We start from the raw sequence: 23,372 nt of genomic DNA on the forward strand, positions 1-23,372 counted from the left end.
CGCCATGTGCGTCGCAGCGAGCCGATGTGCGTGGCGGCGAGCGGTGTGCGTGAGGGCGGTCGCGCATACCGCTCGGGTGCCGCGCGGGGGCCGGCGGTCTTCGCGGTGCCGGCGGCGACCTGCCTCGTCGCGGCGACGGCCGTGGCGGTGTGGATGCGCGAGCCTGCGGGACGGGCGGCCGGCCGGGACCGCTTCGCGTGATCGCTGTCACGATCGCGGTGGGCTTCGGGGCGGCGGCGCTCGCCCGGAGTGGTCCGGCGTGGGTGCTGGTGGCCGTGCTGGTGCCCGCGGCCGCGTTGGCGATCAGCTGGAACGGGTTGGTGTTCACCGCGGCGGCGAACTGGCCCCGCCGGGGCGGGCGGCGACCGCGATGGCCCTGTCGAACACCGCGAACTACGTGGCAGCGGCCGTGACGCCGGCCCTGGGCGGGTGGCCGGCGGAGCGCTGGGGATGGTCGGCGATGCTCGCGCTGGGGGCCGTGACGGGCCTCGCCGCGCTCGCCGCTCTGTACCGGTTGAGCGAGCGGTCGACGACACACGCCGCGCAAGAGGTGCCACGTCGCACGCGGGCGGGTTCGCAAGGTACGGTGGTCGCAGGACATTGATGACATGAACGGGGCCGCCGAGACATCCGGCCGCCCCTTCCCTGTTGTAAGGGGGACCAGCCATGGGGCGCGGACGAGCCAAGGCCAAGCAGACGAAAGTGGCCCGAGAGCTCAAGTACAGCTCCCCCACGATGGATCTCGACGCCCTGCAGCGCGAGATCGGCAGTGGGACGGCACTCCACGACGGGGAGGCTGAGGACGACTTCGTCGACCGCTGGGCTCCAGACGACGACGAGGACGACCGCCGCCGCTGATCGGGTTTCTCTGGACCCGCAGCACCGGAGCGGAAGGCCAGCAGCGACGTCGGGATGACGCGCTGCCGCTTCCCTCCCGTCCCCGTTCGACCACGCCGTCGAGAACGACGTCGTGGGATCAACTTCGGCCTTGTTGATCCCACGGCGTCGTTCTCGACGTCGCAGGGCGGCAGCGAGGCGGGCGGTGGCTTCAGGCCGACCCAGTTGTTATAGTTTGTCTATAACAACTAGGAGGGTCGTCGTCCGATGTCGTTCCGCACCCCGCCCACCGCGATCGCTCCGCTCGTCGCGATCGCACCCACGATCGCGATCCTGCTCACCGCCGACCTCCCCGACCCGCTGGCCGTGCACTTCGACCTGACCGGCACCGCCGACCGCTTCGCCGGCCGCGGCGCCACCGCGCTGCTCGGACTGGCCGTCGCGGCCCTGCTGGCCGTGGTGTTCGGACTCGTCGAGCGCAACGCGGCCGGCCCGCCGGGCCGGCGCGGCGGCCCACCCGACCGCACCATCGCCGCGCTGGGATGGGGCACGGCGGGACTGCTCGGCGTGGTGCTGACCGCCGCCACCGCGGTCAACATCGGCGCCACCGACGCGCGGACCGTCGCGCTGCCCCTGTGGGTGCTGCCCTGCGGTCTCGCCGTCGGGGTCCTGGTCGGTGCGCTGGTCGCCCGGCTCTCGCCCCCCGGCTCGGCCCGCGGGACGGTTCCCGCCGACGCCCCGGCGCCCACCCGCCTCCGCCCGACCGAGCGGGTCAGCTGGTCGCGGGTCAGCAGCGCGCCGTGGCTGCGCCTCGGCGGGGTGGGCCTGGCGGTCGTCGGGGCGGCCGTGGCGGTCGCCGCCCGGCCCGACACCGGGATCGCGCTCATCGCCGTCGGACTGGCCCTCCTGCTGGTGGCCAGCGCGCGCACCACCGTGGACGACCGCGGCCTGACCGTGGGCATCGGACCGCTCGGCTGGCCGCGGATCGCCGTGCCGATCGAGGACGTCGCGTCGGCGGGCGTGACCGAGGTGCGGCCGGCCCGGTTCGGCGGTTGGGGGCTGCGGTACGTGCCGGGGGGACGCGCGGTGATCGTGCGGGCCGGGCCCGCGCTGGTGGTCACGCGCCGCGACGGGCGCCAGCTCACGATCACGGTGGACGACCCGCAGACCGCCGCCGCGCTGCTCAACGGCCTCGTCGAGCGGGTGTGAGCGGGATGCCGCCGCCGCTGGCCCTGTGGTTCGCGCTGACCGTCCTCACCGCGGCGGTGCCGCTGTGCTGATCCGGGTCGACCCGACCCGCGGCGCGCCGCTGGCCGACCAGATCGCCGCCGCGGTGCGCCGCGGCATCGCCGACGGCTCGGCGGCGCCCGGCACCCGGCTGCCCCCGGCCCGCGAGCTGGCCGCCTCGCTGCGGGTCAGCATCCACACGGTGCTGGCCGGCTACCAGCAGCTGCGCGACGAGGGGCTGATCGAGCTGCGCCGGGGCCGCGGCGCGACGGTCAGCGCCCGGGCGGACCCGGGCCACGCCGCGATGGTGGAGCTGGCCCGCCAGCTGGTCGAGGCCGCCCGCCGGCTCGACCTGACCGAGGACGACCTGCTCGCCCTGGTCCGGCAGACCGCGCGCACCAGCTGAGTCGGATGGTCAGGGTCAGATGGTCAGCGTCAGCTCGAAGGAGTAGCGGCTGGCCCGGTAGAGGTGCGAGCCGTACTCGACGGCGCGCCCGCTCTCGTCCCACGCCGTGCGCGTCATCGTGAGCAGCGGCGCGCCCCGGCTCTCGTCGAGCAGCCGGGCCTCGGCGCTGGTCGCCGTGCGGGCCCCGACGACCTGGTTCGCCATGCGCGGGACGCGCCCCGCGGCGCGCAGCAGCTCGTAGAGCCCGCGCCGCTCCAGGTCGGCGCGCTCGATCGCGAGCACGTCCGTCGGCACCGCGTTGTGCATGATCGCCAGTGGTTCGCCGCTGGCGAAGCGCAGCCGCTCGAACCAGGTGATGTCCGACCCGACGGCGATGCCGAGCGCCTCGGCCACGTGGTCGGGCGCCGGGCGCACGTCGAGCAGCCTGATCTCGGTGCGCGGTTCGCGCCCGGTCTTGGCCAGGTCGTCGTAGAGGCTCGACAGCTCCACCGGCCTGCGCACCTTGGGGTGCACGACCTGCGTGCCCACCCCGCGCTTGCGCACCAGCATGCCGCGCTCGACCAGGTACTGGATGGCGCGGCGCATCGTCGGCCGGGAGACCCCGAGCCGCTCGGCCAGCTCGACCTCGTTCTCCAGCCTGCTGCCGACCGGGACGCCGCCGTCCTCGATGAGCTGCTGCAGGCGGGTGGCCACCTGGAAGTACAGCGGGACCGGACTCGTCCGGTCCAACGGGACCTCGGGCACCACGCCGTTCGGCGTCCGTTCCCCCACGGCGACCCCTCCGAGCGCGCTCGTCAGGACGGTTTGTCCTGACAAAGTATTGACGTGCAGACAGCGTGGAGAGTACATCTCACTGGGTTCGCCGTCACTGCTGTCACTGCTCGATCACGGGCGGGAAGGACAACGATGGTGTTGGACGCGGCGCCCGAGGTGCTGACGATGGGGCGGATCGGCGTGGACATCTACCCGCTGCAGATCGGGGTGTCCCTGCGCGAGGTCACGTCGTTCGGCAAGTACCTCGGCGGCAGCCCGTCCAACGTGGCGGTGGCCGCGGCGCGCTACGGCAGGCGCAGCGCGGTGATCACCCGCACGGGTGCCGACCCGTTCGGCGAGTACCTGCACGACGCGCTGCACGGCTTCGGCGTCGACGACCGGTTCGTCACCGCCGTGCCCGGGCTGAACACCCCGGTCACGTTCTGCGAGATCTTCCCGCCGGACGACTTCCCGCTGTACTTCTACCGCGAGCCGACGGCGCCCGACCTGGAGATCCGCCCCGACGAGCTCGACCTGGACGCGATCCGCGCGGCCGACGTCTTCTGGGTCACCGGCACCGGGCTGTCCCGCGAGCCCAGCCGCACCGCCACGCTCGCCGCGCTGCGGGCCCGCGACCGGCGCGGGATCACCGTCTTCGACCTGGACTACCGGCCGATGTTCTGGGCGTCGCGCGAGGACGCGCGCCACTGGTACTCCGAGGCGCTGCCGTACGCGACCGTCGCCGTGGGCAACCTCGACGAGTGCGACACCGCGGTCGGCGTGCGCGAGCCGCGCGCCGCCGCCGAGGCCCTGCGCGCGGCCGGCATCCAGCTCGCGGTGGTCAAGCAGGGCCCGGCGGGGGTGCTCGCGCTCGACGCGGACGGCGCGGTCGAGGTCCCGCCTGCGCCGGTCGAGGTGGTCAACGGCCTGGGCGCGGGCGACGCGTTCGGCGGCGCGCTGTGCCACGGGCTGCTGGCCGGCTGGGACCTCGAGCGCGTCATCCGGTTCTGCAACGCCGCCGGCGCGATCGTGGCCGGTCGGCTGGCCTGCGCGGACGCCATGCCGACCGCCGACGAGGTCGAGGCCAAGCTGCAGGAGGCCATCCGTGCGTGACGAGGTGCTCGCCGAGCTGGTGGCCACCCGCGTGCACCGGCCGGACGCGATCGCCGAGGCCGCGGCCCGGCGCCGCAGGCCGGCCTCCCTGCTGGACGACCACGGCAGGTTGATGATGATCGCCGCCGACCACCCGGCCCGGGGCGCGCTGCGCGCCGGCGAGCGCGCGCTGGCCATGGCCCACCGCGTGGACCTGCTCGACCGGCTGGTGCTGGCGCTGTCGCGACCCGGCGTCAACGGCGTGCTCGGCACCCCGGACGTGCTGGAGGACCTGCTGCTGCTGGGCGCGCTGGACGACAAGGTCGTGGTCGGCTCGATGAACCGCGGCGGGCTGGCCGGCACCGCGTTCGAGATCGACGACCGGTTCACCGCCTACGACGCCGCGAGCATCGCCGCTGCCGGGTTCGAGGGCGGCAAGATGCTGGTCCGGATCGACCCGGAGGACCCGGCCACCGCGCCCACCCTGCAGTCGTGCGCGCACGCCGTCGGGGAGCTGGCGGGCAACCGGCTGATGGCGATGGTCGAGCCGTTCATCTCGCACCGCGTCGACGGCCGCGTGCGCAACGAGCTCACCGCCGACGCCATGATCCGGGCGATGACGGTGGCCGCGGGGCTGGGCCGCACGTCGGCGCACACGTGGCTGAAGGTCCCGATCGTGGACGAGATGGAGCGCGCGATGGCGGCCACGACGCTGCCCGCGCTGATCCTGGGCGGCGAGGTCGCCGCCGACATGGACAAGGCGTTCGCCAGCTGGAGCAAGGCGCTGGCGCTGCCCACGGTGCAGGGGCTGGTGATCGGCCGGTCCCTGCTCTACCCCCCCAACGACGACGTGGCCGGAGCGGTGGATGCGGCGGTGAACCTCCTGTGAGCAGCAACTACGTGGTCCGGGCCGGTGAGACGAAGGACGGCCCGTTCGCGCTGGTCATCACCCCGGAGACGGCCGGGTGGGGCTACAGCTCGCTGCGCGTGCTGGAGCTGGCCCCCGGCGCCGAGGCGACGTTCGCGACCGGCGACGAGGAGATGGTGGTGCTGCCGCTGTCCGGCGGCGGCACCGTCGCCTGCGACGGCGAGAGCTTCGCGCTCACCGGCCGGCGCAGCGTGTTCTCCCGGGTCAGCGACTTCGCCTACGTCCCGCGCGAGGCGACGGTCACCGTGTCCTCGGCGGGCGGCGGGCGGTTCGCGCTGCCCGGCGCCCGCTGCGCCAACCGGCTGACCGCGCGCTACGGCCCGGCCGAGGGGGTGCCGGTGGAGCTGCGCGGGGCCGGGCAGGCCAGCCGCCAGGTCAACAACTTCTGCACCCCGCAGGCGTTCGAGGCCGACAAGCTGATCGCCGTCGAGGTGCTGACGCCGGCCGCGAACTGGTCGTCGTGGCCGCCGCACAAGCACGACGAGGAGCGCGAGGGCGAGTCCCGCCTCGAGGAGGTCTACTACTTCGAGGTGAACGCGCCCGCCGGCCGGGACGGGATCGGCTACCAGCGCGTCTACAGCTCGGGCGCGGACCGGGAGATCGACGTGTGCACCGAGGTGCGCAGCGGCGACACGGTGCTCATCCCGCACGGCTGGCACGGCCCGTCGATGGCCGCGCCCGGCTACGACCTCTACTACCTCAACGTGATGGCCGGCCCCGGCACCGAGCGGGCCTGGCTGATCTGCGACGACCCGGCGCACGGCTGGGTCCGCGACACCTGGGCCGACCAGCCCGTCGACCCCCGCCTGCCGCTGACCGGCACGGACGAGAGGGAACAAGCGTGACCATCCGACTGACCGTCGCCCAGGCCGTGGTCCGGTTCCTGGCCGCGCAGCGCACCGAGCGCGACGGCGTCACCCACCGCGCGGTACCCGGGATGTTCGGGATCTTCGGGCACGGCAACGTGGCCGGTGTCGCGCAGGCGCTGCTGGAGTCTGCCGAATCCGGCGGAATGCCCTACCACCTGGCCCGCAACGAGCAGGGCATGGTGCACTCCGCGGTCGGCTACGCCCGGATGCGCAACCGGGTGCAGTTCCTGGCCTGCACGGCCTCGATCGGGCCCGGTTCGACGAACATGCTGACCGGCGCCGCGCTGGCCACCACCAACCGCATCCCGGTGCTGCTGCTGCCCAGCGACGTGTTCGCCACGAGGGTCGCGAGCCCGGTGCTGCAGGAGCTGGAGCAGCCCAACGGCTACGACGTCAGCGTCAACGACGCCTTCCGCCCGCTGTCGAAGTTCTTCGACCGGGTGTGGCGGCCCGAGCAGCTGCCCTCGGCGCTGCTGGGCGCGATGCGGGTGCTCACCGACCCGGCCGAGACCGGCGCGGCGACGATCTGCCTGCCGCAGGACGTGCAGGCCGAGGCGTTCGACTGGCCCGAGGAGCTGTTCGCCGAGCGGGTCTGGCACATCCACCGGCCGATGCCCGACGTCGACGCGCTGCTGCGGGCGACCGAGCTGATCCGGGGCGCGAGCAAGCCGCTGCTGGTCGCCGGCGGCGGGGTGCACTACTCCGAGGCCACCGACGCTCTGTGGGCGTTCGCCGACGCCACCGGCATCCCCGTGGCCGACACCCAGGCCGGCAAGGGCGCGATCCTCTGGGACCACCCGTGCGCCGTCGGCGGGGTGGGGTCGACCGGCTCACCGGTCGCCAACGCGCTGGCCCGCGAAGCCGATGTAGTGATCGGCGTGGGCACCCGGTGGAGCGACTTCACCACCGCGTCGCGGACGGCGTTCCAGAACCCCGACGTCCGGTTCGTCAACCTCAACGTCGCCACCTTCGACGCCGCCAAGCACGCCGGCGAGATGCTGGTGGCCGACGCCCGGGCCGGCCTGGAGGCGCTCACGGCGGCCCTGGACGGGCAGCGCTGGGGACCGACCTGGGACGCCGCGGAGTGGAACGAGGTCGTCGACCGGGCCTTCCACCTCGGCCACGGCCCGCTGCCGGCGCAGACCGAGGTGCTCGGCGCGCTCAACGAGGAGATGCACGCCCGCGACGTCGTCGTGCAGGCGGCCGGCTCGATGCCCGGCGACCTGCAGATGCTGTGGCGGGCCCGGGACGCCAAGCAGTACCACGTCGAGTACGCCTACTCCTGCATGGGCTACGAGATCGCCGGCGCGCTGGGCGTCAAGATGGCGGCCCCGGACCGCGAGGTGTTCGCCCTGGTGGGCGACGGCTCCTACCTGATGATGGCCAGCGAGATCGTCACCGCGGTGTCCGAGGGCATCAAGCTCAACCTGGTCATCGTGCAGAACCACGGGTTCGCCTCGATCGGCGCGCTGTCGGAGTCGGTCGGCTCGCAGCGCTTCGGCACCCGCTACCGCTACCGCGACCCGGGCACCGGCCGGCTCGACGGCGACCTGCTGCCCGTCGACCTGGCCGCGAACGCGGAGAGCCTGGGCGCGGAGGTCATCCGGGTCCGCACGATCGAGGAGTTCCGCGCCGCGATCGCGCGGTCCCGCGCGTCCGAGCGCACCACGGCCATCCACATCGAGACCGACCCGCTGGCCCCGGTGCCCGACAGCGAGAGCTGGTGGGACGTGCCGGTGTCGGAGGTCTCCCGCCTCGACAGCACCCAGCAGGCCCGCAAGACCTACGAGACCCACAAGCGCGACCAGCGCCCGCTCATCGCCCCACCGACCGGGAGGAACCAGCCGTGAGGACCGTGACCCACTGGATCGGTGGCAAGCCGACCACCGGGGAGTCCACCCGCACCTCCCCGGTCTGGAACCCGGCGACCGGGCAGCAGCAGGCGGAGGTGCTGCTGGCCGGCACCGCGGACGTCGACCTGGCCGTGCAGGCCGCGAAGGCGGCGTTCGCGAGCTGGTCGCAGTCGTCGCTGTCGACCCGGACCAAGATCCTGTTCAACCTCCGGGAGCTGGTCAACGCCCGCACCCAGCAGCTCGCCGAGATCGTCTCCGACGAGCACGGCAAGGTCATCTCCGACGCCCGCGGCGAGGTGCAGCGCGGCCTGGAGGTGATCGAGTTCGCCTGCGGGATCCCGACCCTGCTCAAGGGCGACTACTCCGACCAGGTCTCCACCGGGGTCGACCTGTTCTCGTTCCGGGCGCCGCTGGGCGTGTGCGCGGGGATCACCCCGTTCAACTTCCCGGCGATGGTCCCGATGTGGATGCACCCGGTGGCCATCGCCTGCGGCAACACGTTCGTGCTCAAGCCCAGCGAGCGCGACCCGTCGGCCTCGCAGTTCGTCGCCGAGCTGTGGGCCGAGGCCGGGCTGCCCGAGGGCGTGTTCAACGTCGTGCACGGCGACAAGGAGGCCGTCGACGCGCTGCTCGACCACCCCGACGTCGCCGCGGTGTCGTTCGTGGGGTCGACACCGATCGCGAAGTACATCCACCAGCGCGGCACCGCGAACGGCAAGCGCGTGCAGGCGCTGGGCGGGGCCAAGAACCACGCGATCGTGATGCCGGACGCCGGAGTCGACTACACCTCCGACCACCTGGTCGCGGCCGCGTTCGGTTCGGCCGGTGAGCGGTGCATGGCCATCTCGGCCGCCGTCGCCGTCGGCGGCGCGGCCGACGAGCTGGTCGCGGCGGTCGCCGAGAAGGCCCGCGCGGTCAAGGTGGGGCCCGGGCGCGAGGAGGACAGCGAGATGGGCCCGGTCATCACGGCCGCGGCCAGGGAGCGGATCGTCGGGCTCATCGGGTCGGGCGCCGACCAGGGCGCCGACCTGGCCGTCGACGGGCGCGGCCTCTCGGTCGCCGGCCACGAGGACGGCTTCTTCGTCGGCCCGACGCTGATCGACCGGGTCACCGCGGACATGGACGTCTACCGGGAGGAGATCTTCGGCCCGGTGCTGTCGGTGGTGCGCGCGAGCACCGTCGACGAGGCCATCGCGCTGATCAACTCCAACCCGTACGGCAACGGCACCGCGATCTTCACCTCCTCCGGGGAGACGGCCCGGCGGTTCCAGCGCGAGGTGAACGTCGGGATGATCGGCGTCAACGTGCCGATCCCGGTGCCGATGGCCTACTACTCCTTCGGCGGCTGGAAGGACTCGCTGTTCGGCGACAAGCACGTGCACGGGCCGGAGGGCGTGTCCTTCTACACGCGGGCCAAGGTGGTCACGTCGCGCTGGCCGCACACCGAGCGCAGCGCCAGCGGAGCGAGCATCGATACAGCAGGCAGCGGGGCGTCCTTCCACTTCCCCACGGCGAACTGAGGGCCCGGCGATGCGGCTGGAGAAGCTCACCCTCGGCACCGCCCCCGACTCGTGGGGCGTCTGGTTCCCCCAGGACGACAAGCAGGTCGGCTGGTCGACCTACCTCGACGAGATCGCGCTGGCCGGCTACACCCACACCGAGCTGGGCCCGCAGGGGTTCATGCCGCAGGACCCGGCGCGGCTGCGCGACGAACTGGCCGCGCGCGACCTGACGGTGTGCGGCGGGACGGTGTTCGCCGGGCTGCACCGCGGCGCCCGGGCACTCGACGAGGCCGTCGAGGCGTGCGGGCGGGAGGCCCGGCTGCTCACCGCGCTCGGCGCCCGGCACCTGGTGCTGCTGCCCGAGCAGTACACCGACCAGCACACCGGCGAGTCCACCCAGGCCGGCGACATCGACCCCGAGCAGTGGAAGGCCCTGACCACCGGCTACGACCGGCTGGGCAAGCTGCTGCTCGAGGAGCACGGCGTCGACCTGGTCTTCCACCCGCACGCCGACACCCACATCGACACCCAGGAGCGCATCGAGCGGTTCCTGACCGACACCGACCCGCGCTACGTCAACCTCTGCCTCGACACCGGGCACGTCTCGTACTGCCACGGCGACAACATCGCCATCGTCGAGCGCTTCCCGGAGCGCATCCGCTACGTGCACCTCAAGCAGGTCGACCCGGCCGTGCGCGACAAGGTGCGCGCCGAAGGGCTCTCGCTCGCGGAGGCCGTGCCGATGGGCGTCATGGTCGAGCCGCCCTACGGCGAGCCGGCCATGCCGCCGCTGCTGGACGCGCTGGCCCGGCTGGACACCGACCTGTTCGCGGTCGTCGAGCAGGACCTCTACCCCGTCGAGCCGCACATCCCGCTGCCGATCGCCGCCCGCACCGCGGGCTACCTGCGCGGCTGCGGGCTGGGCCCGGTGCGGCGCTGGCCGTACTGATCCCGGGCCCAGGCCACCCAGCCCCCGCCGCCCCCGTCGGCGGTCGAAGAGAGGACACACTCAATGAGGAGTACCCGGAAGGCGATGCGCGCCGCCGCCGTGGCGGCCGCGCTCGGTCTCGCGCTGGCCGCCTGCAGCAGCCAGGGCGGCGCCCAGCAGCAGGAGGGCGGCGGGGGCGGCGGCACCGGCGGAACCGTCGGCGGCGAGCGCTACACGATCGCGATGGTCACCCACGAGCAGGCGGGCGACACGTTCTGGGACCGCATCCGGGCCGGCGCCGAGGCCGCCGCGGCCGCGCACAACGTCGAGCTGCGCTACTCCAACGGCCAGCAGGCGCCCGAGCAGGCGACCCTGGTGCAGAACGCCATCGACAGCCAGGTCGACGGCCTGGCCGTGACGCTCGCCTACGCCGACCAGGTCGGCCCGGCGGCCAAGGCGGCCGCCGACGCCGGCATCCCCACCGTGGCGTTCAACTCGGGCCTGGACCAGTACGAAGGGTTCGGCGCGAAGATGTACTTCGGCTCCGACGAGACCGTCGCCGGCCAGGCCGCGGGTGAGCGGCTCGCCCAGGACGGCGGCCAGAAGGCCATCTGCGTGATCCAGGAGCAGGGCCACGTCGCGCTGGAGGCCCGCTGCGCCGGCGTGACCGCGACGTTCCCGAACACCGAGGTCCTCTACGTCCAGGGCACCGACCTGCCGTCGGTGCGCTCGACGATCGGCGCCAAGCTGCAGGAGGACCCGTCGGTCACGCACATCGTGACGCTCGGCGCCCCGTACGCCCTCACCGCGCTGGAGTCGGTGTCCGACGCCGGCAGCCAGGCCAAGGTCGCGACGTTCGACCTCAACGTCGACGCGGCGAAGGCCATCCAGGAGGGCCGGATCATCTTCGCCGTCGACCAGCAGCCCTACGTGCAGGGTTACATGGCCGTGGCGTCGCTGTGGCTGAACCTGTCCAACGGCAACGACCTGGGTGGTGGCAGCCCGGTGCTGACCGGCCCGTCCTTCGTCGACTCGACCAACATCGAGCAGATCGTCACCTACGCCGAGAACAACACCCGCTAGTTCCGTCCCGGGGGGAGTCGGTTCCCGGCTCCCCCCGGCCCCATCAGATCCCCTGGAGCGGGCCATGAGCTCACCCGTCGCGACCCAGAAGCCCCCGCCGCCGACCGAAGAGGTCGAGCGCCCCAAGAAGTCGTTGCTGTCCGCCCTGCTCACCCGTCCGGAGATCGGCTCGGTCGCCGCGGCAGTCGCGATCTTCGTCTTCTTCTTCGTCATCGCCGAGCCGTTCCGGACGCTGCCGGCCCTGTCGACCGTGCTCTACGCGAGCTCCTCGATCGGCATCGTCGCGGTCGGCGTGGCCCTGCTGATGATCGGCGGCGAGTTCGACCTCTCGGCCGGTGTCTCGGTCGTGACCGCCGCGCTGACCGCGTCGATGTTCAGCTTCCAGCTCACCGCGAACCTGTGGGTCGGGGTGCTGGTCAGCCTGGTCGTGATGCTGGCCGTCGGGTTCCTCAACGGCTACCTGGTGGTGAAGACCGGCATCCCCAGCTTCCTGATCACCCTGGGCACGTTCTTCATGCTGGGCGGCATCAACCTCGGCGTCACCAAGCTGGTCACCGGCACGGTGGCCACCCAGAACGTCGCGGACATGGACGGGTTCGCCTCCGCGCGCGCCGTGTTCGCCTCGGAGTTCGTGGTGGGCGGGGTGACGGTCCGCGTCACGGTGCTCTGGTGGATCTTCTTCGTGGCGCTGGCGACCTGGATCCTGCTGCGCACCCGGCTCGGCAACTGGATCTTCGCGGCCGGCGGCAACGCGGCCAGCGCGCGCGCCGTCGGCGTCCCGGTGAACAAGGTCAAGATCGGCCTGTTCATGGGCGTGGCGTTCATGTGCTGGTTCTACGGGATGCACACGCTGTTCGCGTTCAACACCGTGCAGTCCGGGCAGGGCGTCGGCAACGAGTTCCTCTACATCATCGCCGCGGTCGTCGGCGGCTGCCTGCTCACCGGCGGGTACGGCTCGGCGATCGGCGCCGCGGTGGGCGCGTTCATCTTCGGCATGACCACCCAGGGCATCGTGTTCGCCGGCTGGGACCCGAGCTGGTTCAAGTTCTTCCTCGGCGCGATGCTGCTGCTCGCGGTCGTGCTCAACCTCTACGTCAAGAACTACGCCCTCAACCGGAGGAGCTAGCGGTGACCGACACGATCGTGGAGCACGCCGACCGCACGCTGGAGGTCGGCACGCCGCTGGTCGAGATGACCGGTGTCGGCAAGGCCTACGGGGCGATCCGGGCGCTCGAGGGCATCGACCTGACCGTGAACGCCGGCGAGGTCACCTGCGTGCTCGGGGACAACGGCGCCGGGAAGTCCACCCTCATCAAGATCATCTCCGGGTTGCACCCGCACACCGAGGGAACGCTCAAGGTCGACGGGCAGGAGGTGCGCTTCGGGTCGCCGCGCGAGTCGCTCGACCACGGCATCGCCACCGTCTACCAGGACCTCGCCGTCGTGGGGCTGATGGAGGTCTGGCGCAACTTCTTCCTCGGCTCGGAGATCCGCAAGGGCCGCTACCCGCTGGCCCCGCTGGACATCAAGGGCATGCGCGAGATCGCCGACGCCGAACTGCGCAAGATGGGCATCGCGGTCAAGGACATCAACCAGCCCATCGGCACCCTGTCCGGCGGGCAGCGCCAGTGCGTCGCGATCGCCCGGGCCGTCTACTTCGGCGCCCGCGTGCTGATCCTCGACGAGCCCACCGCCGCGCTGGGCGTCAAGCAGTCCGGGGTGGTGCTCAAGTACACCGCCGCGGCCCGCGACGCCGGCCTGGGCGTCGTGTTCATCACCCACAACCCGCACCACGCCTACATGGTCGGCGACCACTTCATCATCCTGAAGCTGGGCCGGCGGGTGCTGGACAAGAAGCGGTCCGAAGTGACGCTCGAGGAGCTCACCGCCGAGATGGCCGGCGGCCAGGAGCTCGAAGAGCTGTCGCACGAGCTGAAGCGCTAGGAGCGGACGTGTCTGTGAACGTCGGAGTCATCGGCACCGGGATGATCGGCCAGGACCACGTCCGCCGGCTGTCGACGGTGCTGTCCGGGGTCCGCGTGGCGGCGGTGACCGACGTCGACGCCGACCGGGCGCGTTCGGTCGCCGAGGGCCTGCCGGACGCGCGGGTGCACGCCAACGGCCAGGACCTCATCGAGGACACCGGCGTCGACGCGGTGGTGGTCACCTCGTGGGGCCCGACCCACGAGGAGTACGTGCTGGCCGCGATCGCCGCCGGCAAGCAGGTGTTCTGCGAGAAGCCGCTGGCCACCACCCGCGACGCCTGCGACCGGATCCTCGACGCCGAGGTCTCGGCCGGGCGGCGGCTGGTCTCGGTCGGGTTCATGCGCCGCTACGACGAGCAGTACCGGGCCATGAAGCAGATCGTGACCAGCGGCGAGATCGGCGACCCGCTGCTCATGCACGCGGCCCACCGCAACCCGTCGGTGCCCGACTTCTTCACCAGCGAAATGATCATCAACGACTCCACGGTGCACGACATCGACGTCGCCCGCTGGATGTTCGACGACGAGATCGCCGCGGTCCGGGTGCTCACCCCGCGGGTCAGCAGCAAGGCCCGCGAGGGCTTCAACGACCCGCTGCTGGTGCTGCTGGAGATGCACAGCGGGGTGCTCGTCGACGTCGAGGCCTCGGTGAACGCCGGGTTCGCCTACGACATCCGCGGCGAGGTCGTCTGCGAGGACGGCACCGTCGAGCTGTCCGAGAGCGCCGGCGTGGTCACCAAGCGGGTCGGCACGCACTCGGGGCGGGTCCCGGCCGACTGGCGCGAGCGGTTCGCCCGGGCGTTCGACGCGGAGTTCCAGGCCTGGATCGACGCGGTCGGCGCGGGCGGCACCACCGGCCCGAGCGCCTGGGACGGCTACGCGGCCACCGTCGCCTGCGAGACCGGCCTGATCGCGCTGCGCAGCGGCAACCGCGAGCCGGTGCTGCTGCGCGAGCGGCCCGCGCTCTACGACAAGGACGCCTCGTGAAGCTCGCCGTCGACCCGCACATGGTGCGCAGCACGCCCCTGCTGGAGCTGCCCGGGCTGGTGGCCGAGCTGGGCTACTCGGCGATCGAGCTGTCGCCGCGCGACGACTTCCTGCCGTTCTTCGTGCACCCGCGGGTGGGGCGCCAGCAGATCGCCGACTTCCGCCGCGAGCTGGACGCCGCCGGCGTCGAGATCGCCTCGGTGCTGCCGCTGTACCGGTGGTCCGGCCCCGACGAGGACGCCCGGCAGGCCGCGGTGCGGTACTGGAAGCGCGCCGTCCAGGTCACCGTCGACCTGGGCTGCCGGCAGATGAACTCCGAGTTCAACGGCCGCCCGGAGGCCGCGCAGGCCAGCGAGGCGCAGTTCTGGCGGTCGATGGAGGAGCTGCTGCCGGTCTTCGAGCGCGAGGGCGTTCGGCTGGCGCTGGAGCCGCACCCCGACGACTTCATCGAGGACGGCTGCGCGGCCGTCGACATGGTCCGCGGCATCGACTCCGACCTGGTCACGTTCCTCTACTGCGCGCCGCACACCTTCCACCAGGGCGGCGACCTGGCCGGGATCATGCGCTACGCCGGGCCGCTGCTCACCCAGCTGCACATCGCCGACTCCTTCGACCACACCGCGTCGTCCGGCCTGCGCTACATCGTCAACCCGCCCGGCTCGACGGTGCGCGTGCACCAGCACACCGACATCGGCCAGGGCGAGGTCGACTGGGACCTGTTCTTCGCGACGCTGGCCGAGGTCGGGTTCGACGGCATCGCCACGGTCTGCGTGTTCGCCTGGGAGGACCGGGCCCGCGAGTCGCTGGTGGCCAACCGCGAGAAGGTCGAGGCCTACGCCGCCAAGCACGGGATCGCACTGTGACCCGGCTGTCGGTCGGGCTGGCCGGGCTCGGCCGGATGGGCCGGATCCACGCCCGGAACCTGGCCCACCGGTGCGCCGCGGCCGAGCTGGGGGCGGTGTTCGACGCCGACCCGGTGGTGGCCGAGGCGCTGGCCGCCGAGCTGGACGTGCCCTGGGTGGCGTCCTACGAGGAACTGCTGGACGCCACCGACGCCGTCGCCATCGCGACGCCCACCGGCCTGCACGCGCCGATGGTCGAGGTCGCCGCGGCCGCCGGGCGGCCGGTGTTCTGCGAGAAGCCGCTCTCGCTCGACCGGGAGACCTCGCTGCGGGCGATCGCGGCCGCCGACCGCGCGGGCGTACCGCTGCAGGTCGGGTTCCACCGCCGCTTCGACCCGGACTGGGCCGCGGTCGCCGCCCGGATCCACGCCGGGGAGCTGGGCCGGATCACCCTGCTGCGCACGTCGCTGCGCGACATGGTGCCGCCGGACCCGGCGTACCTGGCCGGTTCCGGCGGCTTCTTCGCCGACGTGACCGTGCACGACTTCGACATGGCCCGCTGGCTGGCCGGCGAGGTCGTCGAGGTCAGCGCGCACGGCGCCGCCGCCGACCCCGCGTTCGCCGCGGCCGACGAGCTGGACACGGCGGTGTGCGTGCTGCGGTTCGCCTCCGGCGCGCTCGGCGTCATCGACAACGCCCGGGCGGCGGGCTACGGCTACGAGTGCTCGACCGAGGTCATGGGCACCCTGGCCACCGCCCGCGTCGACGCCCCGCGCGGCCCCGAGTGGCGCACGCCGGGGCAGGCCGCGCACGGGCTGCCCCGCGACTTCGCCGAGCGCTTCCCGCTGGCCTACGCCGAGGAGCTGGACGCCTTCGCCCGCTGCGTGCGGGACGGGAGCGAGCCGCTGGTCACCGGGGCGGACGCGGTGGCCGCCTTCGACCTGGCCGCCGCCGCGGAGCGGTCGTACCGGACCGGGCACCCCGTCGCCCTCGCCCCCACGCCCTGACCCCCGTCAGAGCCGGGCCGCGACCTTCTTCGCCATGGCCACCACGCTCGGGCGCAGACCGCTGCCCCCGGCGGTCGTCGACCGGGAGGTGACGACGAGCTTGTAGAAGGCCGTGCCGGACAGCGCGAGCAGCGTCTCCCGGCCGTTGGCGACCTCGTAGTAGGACGCGATCTGCGGGCCGTGCGGCGGCAGGGCGTCGAGGTCGACCGCGCGCAGGGCGGGCAGGTCGGGGCTGTCCGGCGGGATGTCGACGATGACCGCCACCGACGCCTTGTCCTCCGGTGCGCCGAGCACGAACTGGCAGTCCTCGCCGTTGTCGCTGAGCACCGCGCTCACCGACCGACCCATGGCCTCCTCGACGTCGGCGACCGTCAGGTAGCGCTCGCACCCCGGCGGCACCTGAAGCGCCGCCACCCCGGGCACGACCGAGGGCGCGCACGCCGACAGCGTCGCCGCCACTGCCACCACCAATGAGACCGCGATCCGCCGACCCATTCCCCCGCCCCCGCGCCGAGCCCCCACCGTCGCGCGCCGAGTAGAACATCCCCACCCCCGCCGGCCCAGGGGTCGTTCGGCTGATCCCGATGCAGCCGTCGAGAACGAAGTTGTCGTGATCCACAGGGCTTGCTGATCACGACAACTTCGTTCTCGACGGGGCGCGCCGCAGCCGGCGCAGGTGCCACCCGGCGGCCAGCAGCAGCGCGACCACCCCGGCGGCGAAGCCGCCGCGCGTCGCGGCGGCGAACCCCGCGGAGCTCAGGTCGCCGCCGTTGTCGATCGCGGCGACGGTGCCGACCGCCGCGGCCAGCGCCACCAGCCGAGCAGGCCGATCGGTCGGGGCACGGGACGGCTCCCGGGTCGGGGACGGCGGGGTGATCCACCCTGCCCGACGCCCCCGACGACGCGGTCGCTAGCGTCATTCTGACGACAAGCCGGAGGAATCGTGCGCGGGAACGTGTTCGCGGTGACCGTCGAGCTGGTCGTGCTGACCGTGCGCGACGACGAGCTGTCGGTGCTGCTGGTGCGCCGGGACATGGCACCGCACGCCGGCGAGCTGGCGCTGCCCGGCGGGTTCGTGCGCCCGCAGGAGGACCTGCTCGACACGGCCGCGCGCGAGCTCGCCGAGGGCACCGGGCTCGCGCTGCCCGGCCACCACCTCGAACAGCTCGGCAGCTACGCCGCTCCCGACCGCGACCCGCGCGGGCGGGTGCTCGGCGTCGGGCACCTGGCGCTCGTGCCGGCCGGCAGCCTCGGCGCGGAGCCGGTCGGCGGGCAGTGGTACCCCGTCGACGCGACCGGGCCGCTGGCCTTCGACCACGCCGCGATCCTCGCCGACGGCGTCGAGCGGGCCAGGGCCAAGCTGGAGTACACGACGCTGGCCGCGTCGTTCTGCCCCGAACCGATGACGGTCACCCAGCTGCGCCGCGTCTACGAGGCCGTGTGGGGCGTCTCGATCGACCCGCGCAACTTCAACCGCAAGGTCACCTCGACCCCGGGGTTCCTGCTGCCGACCGAGGAGCGCACCTCCAGCGGCCGCGGGCGGCCGGCGCAGCTGTTCAAGCGCGGCCCGGCGACCGTGCTGCACCCGCCGATGCTGCGGGAGCCGCCCGCTCAGTGAGCGGGGGCCCGCTCCTCGGGCAGCGGCGGGCGCACGAGGTGCAGCACCCGCCGGTCGCAGGCCCCGTAGGCGGCGTAGTTGGCCCGGGCCTCGGCCAGCGTGATCCGGTTCGGGACGCTGACGACGTCCGCGGCGCGCACGCCGTCGTCCTCCCAGAAGCACACGCGGCACACGTCGAACGGGCCGCCGCGCAGCGTCAGGCACCCGCAGACGGGGCAGGGGGATGCGCTCACCCGGCAATGGTCCCCGACGGCACCCGGCTCAGAACCGGGGGTGGTCGCCCTCCAGGTGCACCCGCGAGCCGGGCGTGCCGTCGCCCGCGGACTCCGCGCGCCGCACCTGGCCCAGCACCCAGGCCGGGACGTGGCGGGCGGTGAGCACGGCGAGGGCGCGGTCGACGTCGTCGGCGGGCAGCACGGCGACCATGCCGACGCCCATGTTGAACGTCTTCTCCATCTCCGCGCGCTCGACCCGCCCGCGCGAGGCGATGAGCTTGAACACCGGCGCGGGCGTCCAGGTGCCGCGCTCGACGACGGCCTCCAGGCCCTCGGGCAGCACCCGCTCCAGGTTGCGGGCCAGCCCGCCGCCGGTGATGTGGGAGAACGTGCGCACGCTCGTCTCGGCGGCCAGGGCGAGGCAGTCCTTGGCGTAGATGCGGGTGGGGACCAGCAGCTCCTCGCCCAGGGTGTGGCCGAACTCCTCGACGTGCCCGCCCAGCGGCATCCGGGCGATGTCCAGCAGCACCTTGCGGGCCAGCGAGTAGCCGTTGGAGTGCAGTCCGGAGGCGCCCATCGCGACCAGCACGTCGCCGGAGCGGACCCGCTCCGGGCGCAGCACCTTGTCGGCCTCGACGATGCCGACCCCGGTGGCCGACAGGTCGTAGCTGCCGTCCTCCATCAGGCCGGGGTGCTCGGCGGTCTCCCCGCCCAGCAGCGCGCAGCCGGCCTGCTGGCAGCCCTCCGCGATGCCCTTGACGATCATCGCGACCTGCTCGGGCACGAGCCGGCCGACGGCGATGTAGTCCTGCAGGAACAGCGGCTCGGCCCCGCACACGACCAGGTCGTCGACGACCATGGCGACCAGGTCGAGGCCGATCGTGTCGTGCTTGTCGACCGCCTGGGCGACGGCCACCTTCGTGCCCACGCCATCGGTCGAGGCGGCCAGGACCGGGTCGGTGTAGCGGCCGGAGCGCAGCGCGAACAGCCCGGCGAAGCCGCCGATGCCCCCCAGCACCTCGGGGCGGTTCGCCTTCTCCGCGTAGGGGCGCAGCGCGTCGACGGCGCGCTCGCCCGCGTCGACGTCGACCCCGGCCGCGGCGTAGCTCATCGCGCCGTCGGGGTTCGCAGTGCTCGGCGGCATGGTCGCAGACGCTCCTGGTGCGGGTTCGGGCGCGGCGGGTCGCGCCGCGGTGATCGTGCTCACGTGGGAGGTGCCCCGGTCAGGGCCGTCCTAACGCGTCCGAGGCACCGTATCCGACGGCGAGCGGCCCGGGGTCGCCGGAAGCCGCGCCGGACACCCCGGGGGCGACCGGCTCCAGCTCCTCCAGCAGGTGCTTGCCGAGGCGGGCCTCCTCGGGCAGCGGGATGGGGTACTCGCCGTCGAAGCAGGCCGAGCACAGCCGGCTGCGCGGCTGCTCGGTGGCGGCCACGAGGCCCGACAGCGAGATGTAGCCAAGGCTGTCCGAGCCGATCGAGCGGCGCACGCCCTCGGCGTCCAGCGAGCCGGCCAGCAGCTCGGCGCGGGTGGCGAAGTCGATGCCGTAGAAGCACGGCCAGCGCACGGGCGGCGAGGCGATGCGCACGTGCACCTCCAGCGCCCCCGCCTCGCGCAGCATCCGCACCAGCGCGCGTTGGGTGTTGCCGCGCACGATGGAGTCGTCCACCACGACCAGGCGCTTGCCGCGGATGACCTCGCGCAGCGGGTTGAGCTTGAGCCGGATGCCGAGCTGGCGGATCGTCTGCGAGGGCTGGATGAACGTCCGGCCGACGTAGGCGTTCTTGACCAGGCCCTGGCCGTAGGGGATGCCCGAGCCCTGCGCGTAGCCGATGGCGGCCGGGGTGCCCGACTCGGGGACCGGGATGACCAGGTCGGCCTCGACGGGGTGTTCGAGGGCCAGCCTGCGCCCGATCTCCACGCGGGCGGCGTGCAGCGACCGGCCGGAGATGGTGGTGTCGGGACGGGCCAGGTAGACGAACTCGAAGACGCAGCCCTTGGGCTCCGGGGCGGCGAAGCGCGAGCTGCGGATGCCGTCGGCGTCGATGGCGAGCAGCTCGCCGGGCTCGACCTCGCGGACCATCGACGCGCCCACGATGTCCAGCGCCGCCGTCTCGCTGGCGATGACCCAGCCGCGTTCGAGCCTGCCCAGCACGAGCGGGCGGACGCCGTGCGCGTCGCGCGCGGCGTAGAGCGTCTGCTCGTCGGCGAAGACCAGCGAGAACGCCCCGCGCACCCGGGGCAGCAGCCGCATGGCCGCCTCCTCGACGCCGGTGTCGGCGGCGCCGGCCGCGAGCAGCTCGGTGAGCAGGTCGGAGTCGGTGGTGGCGGCCAGGTCGCCGCGGCCGCCGACGCCGGAGCCGCGCAGCTGGGCGATCTCGTCGCGCAGGTCGGCGGTGTTGACCAGGTTGCCGTTGTGGCCCAGCGCGATGCCGCTGCCGGTCGCGGTGGTGCGGAAGGTGGGCTGGGCGTTCTCCCAGGTGACCGAGCCGGTCGTCGAGTAGCGGCAGTGCCCGACGGCGATGTGGCCCTTCAGCGAGGCCAGCACCTGCTCGTCGAAGACCTGGCTGACCAGGCCGAGGTCCTTGAAGACCACCATCCGCCTGCCGTCGGAGACGGCGATGCCGGCCGCTTCCTGGCCGCGGTGCTGCAGGGCGTAGAGGCCGTAGTAGGTCAGGTTGGCGACGTCCTCGCCGGGGGCCCACACGCCGAAGACGCCGCACTCTTCGCGGGGGCTGTCGTCGATGGAGGCGGTGTCCGGGGGATCGTCGGGGGTGTCGGCGGGGGTTGGTTCGTTCCGGTGGGAACCCAACACGCACTCCTCGGCAGACGGCAGATCAGGTGCCGATGCTACGCCGGTACAACTCGGGAACCCACTCTCCGGGACCGGGCTCACCGAAATGCTCGCCCTGCCCGAAGTCGCAGCCGAGCTCGGCCAGGCGCTCCGCCTGGACCTGCGTCTGCACCCATTCGGCGGTCACGTCCAATCCGAGGGCGTGCGCCATTCCGATCAGCGCCCGGACGATGGAGGAGTCGGTGGGGTCGGGGTCGGGGTTGCGCAGCCCCTCGATGAACGAGCCGTCGATCTTCAGCGCGTGCACCGGCAGCCTGCGCAGCCAGGCCAGGCTGGAGTACCCGGTGCCGAAGTCGTCCAGCGCCAGGCGCACGCCCGCCGAGCGCAGCGAGGCCAGCGCGTCGAGCGGGGCGGCGTCCTCGCCGAGCACCGCCTGCTCGGTGATCTCCAGCTGGAGCTGCTCGGCCGGCAGTCCGGTGCTCTCCAGCACCTCCTTGACGTCGCCCAGCCAGCCCGGGTCGGCCAGCTGCACCGGCGAGACGTTGACGCTGACGTACGGGGCCTGCTCGCCCAGCTCCTGCCACCAGCTCGCGGCCCGCGCGCAGGCGACCTCCAGGATCCAGCGGCCCAGCTGCACGATGGCCCCGCTGTACTCGGCGAGCTGGATGAACCGGCCGGGGCTGAGCAGGCCCTGCTCCGGGTGCTGCCAGCGGACCAGCGCCTCGGCACCGCGCAGCTGACCGTCGGACAGCCGGACCAGCGGCTGGAACGCCAACCGGAACTCGCCGCGCCCGATCGCCCCCCGCATGCCCGACAGCAGCGCGAAGCGGGCCGACTCGGCGGCGTCGCGCTCCGGGTCGAACACCACCGCGCGCCCGCCGCCGAGCTTCTTCGCCCACGTCCGGGCCACGTCCGAGCTGCGCAGGAACTCCTGGGCGCAGCTGGGGCCGGTGGCACCCTCGGCGACGCCGATGCTGGCGGTCACCGAGATCGAGACGCCGTTGATGGTGAACGGCATGGCGATCGCCGAGAGCAGCCGCTCGGCCAGGCGCGCGACCTCGCCCACGCCGTCCGGGTCGGCCACCAGCACGGTGAACTCGTCCGAGCCGGTGCGGGTGACCAGGTGCTCGGTCGCGGCGACCTGCAGCCGCCCGGCCACCGCGAGCAGCAGCCGGTCGCCAACCTGCTGGCCGTGCGCCTCGTTGACCTGGTGGAAGCCGTCGAGGTCGAGCGTGCACACGCCCACCCGCTGCGGCCCGCGCGACCCGACCGCGCGGTGCAACCACTGCTCGGCCACGGTCCGGTTGGGCAGCCGGGTGAGCTGGTCCTGGTAGGTGGCCTCCTCCAGGCGCGAGCGCAGCCGGTGCCGCTCGCTGACGTCCTCGACGACGATCAGCAGGTAGGACGGGCGCCGGGCGCTGTCGAGCACCCGCGACGCCGTGACGTGCGCCCAGAAGGCGCCGCCGTCGTAGCGGAGCAGCCGCAGCTCGATGCGCAGGACCTCGCTCTCCTCGCGCATCAGGCGCTGGAGGCGGTCGACCAGGTCGGCGAGGTCGTCGGGGTGCACGAAGTCCGACAGCGGCCGCGGCTGGGCCAGCTCGCCGGACAGGCCGAACATGCGGGCGAGCGCCGGGTTCAGGTCGACCAGGACGCCGTCGAGCTCGGCGACGCCGCAGCCGACGGCGGTCTGCTCGTAGGCGGCGCGCAGCCCGCGGTCGGTGATGGAGCGCAGCAGCGGCTGCTCGCCGTCGTCGGCGGCGGCGGTCTCGCCCGACGTCGCGGCCGCGGTCCGGCGCGGCGCCAGGGTGATGTGGGTGGCGGCGTGCTGGCGGGGGTCGAGGGTGGTGCCGGTCTCGTCCGCGTCGGTCTGGTCGGCGGCGCTCTGGTCGGCGTGGTTCTGGTCGGCGTGGTTCTGTTCGGCGGGCTGGAGCACGCTCATCAGCCCGGCGACCATCTCGTCGACCGCGACGCCGAGCCTGCGCTCGGCGGCCGGCCCGACCGCCCCGAGCGCGGCCGCCTCGTCGCGCAGCAGCCGCCGGCTGGCCGCGAGGGTGCTCTCGACGCCCTCGACGTGGCGCTCGCCGGGCCCCTGCGGACCGCACAGTCCACTGTCGACCAGGTCGGCGCCCAGTGCCCGGGCCGCGAACGGCCAGAACGGCTCGGCCCGCACCATCTCGGCGAGCCGGCGCAGCACACCGGTCAGGCGATCGAGCGTGGGTGGGGCGTCGGCCGGGGCCAGCCGGGCCCACCGAGCGGCCAGGAGGCGGATCGGGTCGGCGTCGACCGCAGCGTCGCTCCCCGCGGCCTCGGACCTGCCGTCCCGCGGCAGACCGACAGGCCCGGAGAGGCTCCGTGGTGCCACCACGGCACCCCCTCCCGCCACCCGTTCGGTTCTATCGGGCACTGAACGGCTCAATGTTCCGCGCCCGACCGTGTTTGCGCCACTGC

At 73.3% G+C, this 23,372-nt stretch carries 24 protein-coding genes; 17 read left to right on the forward strand and 7 right to left on the reverse strand.

What is annotated here, in order from left to right:
- Positions 1-4 precede the first annotated feature (4 nt).
- The 4 genes from KIK08_RS42225 to KIK08_RS10170 all read left to right on the forward strand — a co-directional run bounded on the left by KIK08_RS42225 (position 5) and on the right by KIK08_RS10170 (position 2,470).
- Complete coding sequence (locus KIK08_RS42225; protein ID WP_408004657.1) at positions 5-604, forward strand: MFS transporter; 600 nt, start codon at positions 5-7, stop codon at positions 602-604.
- 62 nt (positions 605-666) lie between these two features.
- Positions 667-858, forward strand: a complete 192-nt coding sequence (locus KIK08_RS10160) for a DUF3073 domain-containing protein (protein WP_214402795.1) — start codon at positions 667-669, stop codon at positions 856-858.
- 246 nt (positions 859-1,104) lie between these two features.
- Positions 1,105-2,046: a DUF1648 domain-containing protein gene (locus KIK08_RS10165; RefSeq protein ID WP_214402796.1), complete on the forward strand. Its 942-nt coding sequence runs from the start codon at positions 1,105-1,107 to the stop codon at positions 2,044-2,046.
- A gap of 64 nt (positions 2,047-2,110) precedes the next feature.
- Positions 2,111-2,470 (forward strand): GntR family transcriptional regulator, encoded by a 360-nt coding sequence (locus KIK08_RS10170; RefSeq protein WP_214402797.1) that lies wholly within the window; start codon positions 2,111-2,113, stop codon positions 2,468-2,470.
- 15 nt (positions 2,471-2,485) lie between these two features.
- Here KIK08_RS10170 and KIK08_RS10175 read toward each other — a convergent pair whose 3' ends face one another.
- Positions 2,486-3,241 (reverse strand): GntR family transcriptional regulator, encoded by a 756-nt coding sequence (locus KIK08_RS10175; protein WP_308257545.1) that lies wholly within the window; start codon positions 3,239-3,241, stop codon positions 2,486-2,488.
- Between the two features lie 135 nt (positions 3,242-3,376).
- Here KIK08_RS10175 and iolC point away from each other — a divergent pair, with 135 nt between their 5' ends.
- The 12 genes from iolC (at position 3,377) to KIK08_RS10235 (ending at position 16,299) form a co-directional block, all read left to right on the forward strand.
- Positions 3,377-4,336: a 5-dehydro-2-deoxygluconokinase gene (iolC, locus tag KIK08_RS10180; RefSeq protein ID WP_214402798.1), complete on the forward strand. Its 960-nt coding sequence runs from the start codon at positions 3,377-3,379 to the stop codon at positions 4,334-4,336.
- Positions 4,329-5,204, forward strand: a complete 876-nt coding sequence (locus tag KIK08_RS10185) for a Cgl0159 family (beta/alpha)8-fold protein (protein WP_214402799.1) — start codon at positions 4,329-4,331, stop codon at positions 5,202-5,204. The genes iolC and KIK08_RS10185 overlap by 8 nt, the downstream gene beginning before the upstream one ends.
- A complete protein-coding gene (iolB, locus tag KIK08_RS10190) occupies positions 5,201-6,088 on the forward strand; it encodes a 5-deoxy-glucuronate isomerase (RefSeq protein WP_214402800.1) in 888 nt (295 codons plus the stop codon). Before KIK08_RS10185 ends, iolB begins: the two co-directional genes overlap by 4 nt.
- On the forward strand, positions 6,085-7,962 hold the full coding sequence (iolD, locus tag KIK08_RS10195; RefSeq protein WP_408004658.1) for a 3D-(3,5/4)-trihydroxycyclohexane-1,2-dione acylhydrolase (decyclizing): 1,878 nt from the start codon (positions 6,085-6,087) through the stop codon (positions 7,960-7,962). The genes iolB and iolD overlap by 4 nt, the downstream gene beginning before the upstream one ends.
- On the forward strand, positions 7,959-9,485 hold the full coding sequence (locus tag KIK08_RS10200) for a CoA-acylating methylmalonate-semialdehyde dehydrogenase (protein WP_214402801.1): 1,527 nt from the start codon (positions 7,959-7,961) through the stop codon (positions 9,483-9,485). Before iolD ends, KIK08_RS10200 begins: the two co-directional genes overlap by 4 nt.
- A gap of 10 nt (positions 9,486-9,495) precedes the next feature.
- Entirely contained in the window at positions 9,496-10,416 is a 921-nt protein-coding gene (locus KIK08_RS10205) for a TIM barrel protein (protein WP_214402802.1), read from the forward strand.
- Between the two features lie 63 nt (positions 10,417-10,479).
- Positions 10,480-11,478, forward strand: a complete 999-nt coding sequence (locus KIK08_RS10210) for a substrate-binding domain-containing protein (RefSeq protein WP_214402803.1) — start codon at positions 10,480-10,482, stop codon at positions 11,476-11,478.
- Between the two features lie 64 nt (positions 11,479-11,542).
- A complete protein-coding gene (locus KIK08_RS10215; RefSeq protein ID WP_214402804.1) occupies positions 11,543-12,604 on the forward strand; it encodes an ABC transporter permease in 1,062 nt (353 codons plus the stop codon).
- Between the two features lie 65 nt (positions 12,605-12,669).
- The gene (locus KIK08_RS10220; RefSeq protein ID WP_214402825.1) at positions 12,670-13,422 is read left to right on the forward strand and encodes an ATP-binding cassette domain-containing protein; all 753 of its coding nucleotides are present in this window, start codon (positions 12,670-12,672) and stop codon (positions 13,420-13,422) included.
- Positions 13,423-13,430: 8 nt separating this feature from the next.
- Positions 13,431-14,450: a Gfo/Idh/MocA family oxidoreductase gene (locus tag KIK08_RS41635; protein ID WP_214402805.1), complete on the forward strand. Its 1,020-nt coding sequence runs from the start codon at positions 13,431-13,433 to the stop codon at positions 14,448-14,450.
- Positions 14,447-15,313 (forward strand): sugar phosphate isomerase/epimerase family protein, encoded by an 867-nt coding sequence (locus tag KIK08_RS10230; RefSeq protein ID WP_214402806.1) that lies wholly within the window; start codon positions 14,447-14,449, stop codon positions 15,311-15,313. The genes KIK08_RS41635 and KIK08_RS10230 overlap by 4 nt, the downstream gene beginning before the upstream one ends.
- Positions 15,310-16,299, forward strand: coding sequence for a Gfo/Idh/MocA family protein (locus KIK08_RS10235; RefSeq protein ID WP_308257546.1), 990 nt, complete (start codon positions 15,310-15,312; stop codon positions 16,297-16,299). Before KIK08_RS10230 ends, KIK08_RS10235 begins: the two co-directional genes overlap by 4 nt.
- A 6-nt stretch (positions 16,300-16,305) precedes the next feature.
- Here KIK08_RS10235 and KIK08_RS10240 read toward each other — a convergent pair whose 3' ends face one another.
- A complete protein-coding gene (locus tag KIK08_RS10240) occupies positions 16,306-16,767 on the reverse strand; it encodes a hypothetical protein (protein WP_214402807.1) in 462 nt (153 codons plus the stop codon).
- Positions 16,768-16,930: 163 nt separating this feature from the next.
- Positions 16,931-17,113: a hypothetical protein gene (locus KIK08_RS10245; protein ID WP_214402808.1), complete on the reverse strand. Its 183-nt coding sequence runs from the start codon at positions 17,111-17,113 to the stop codon at positions 16,931-16,933.
- 129 nt (positions 17,114-17,242) lie between these two features.
- Here KIK08_RS10245 and KIK08_RS10250 point away from each other — a divergent pair, with 129 nt between their 5' ends.
- A complete protein-coding gene (locus KIK08_RS10250; RefSeq protein WP_214402809.1) occupies positions 17,243-17,917 on the forward strand; it encodes an NUDIX hydrolase in 675 nt (224 codons plus the stop codon).
- Here the strand turns inward: KIK08_RS10250 and KIK08_RS10255 are convergent.
- The 4 genes from KIK08_RS10255 to KIK08_RS10270 all read right to left on the reverse strand — a co-directional run bounded on the left by KIK08_RS10255 (position 17,911) and on the right by KIK08_RS10270 (position 23,286).
- Positions 17,911-18,150: a CPCC family cysteine-rich protein gene (locus tag KIK08_RS10255; protein WP_214402810.1), complete on the reverse strand. Its 240-nt coding sequence runs from the start codon at positions 18,148-18,150 to the stop codon at positions 17,911-17,913. The genes KIK08_RS10250 and KIK08_RS10255 overlap by 7 nt on opposite strands.
- 28 nt (positions 18,151-18,178) lie before the next feature.
- Positions 18,179-19,276 (reverse strand): phosphoribosylformylglycinamidine cyclo-ligase, encoded by a 1,098-nt coding sequence (purM, locus tag KIK08_RS10260; RefSeq protein ID WP_214402811.1) that lies wholly within the window; start codon positions 19,274-19,276, stop codon positions 18,179-18,181.
- Between the two features lie 79 nt (positions 19,277-19,355).
- Positions 19,356-20,942, reverse strand: a complete 1,587-nt coding sequence (gene purF / locus KIK08_RS10265; RefSeq protein ID WP_214402812.1) for an amidophosphoribosyltransferase — start codon at positions 20,940-20,942, stop codon at positions 19,356-19,358.
- Positions 20,943-20,967: 25 nt separating this feature from the next.
- Positions 20,968-23,286: a putative bifunctional diguanylate cyclase/phosphodiesterase gene (locus tag KIK08_RS10270; protein WP_214402813.1), complete on the reverse strand. Its 2,319-nt coding sequence runs from the start codon at positions 23,284-23,286 to the stop codon at positions 20,968-20,970.
- Between the last annotated feature and the right edge of the window lie 86 nt (positions 23,287-23,372).

Source organism: Pseudonocardia lacus (assembly GCF_018531445.1).
Taxonomy (GTDB): domain Bacteria; phylum Actinomycetota; class Actinomycetes; order Mycobacteriales; family Pseudonocardiaceae; genus Pseudonocardia; species Pseudonocardia lacus.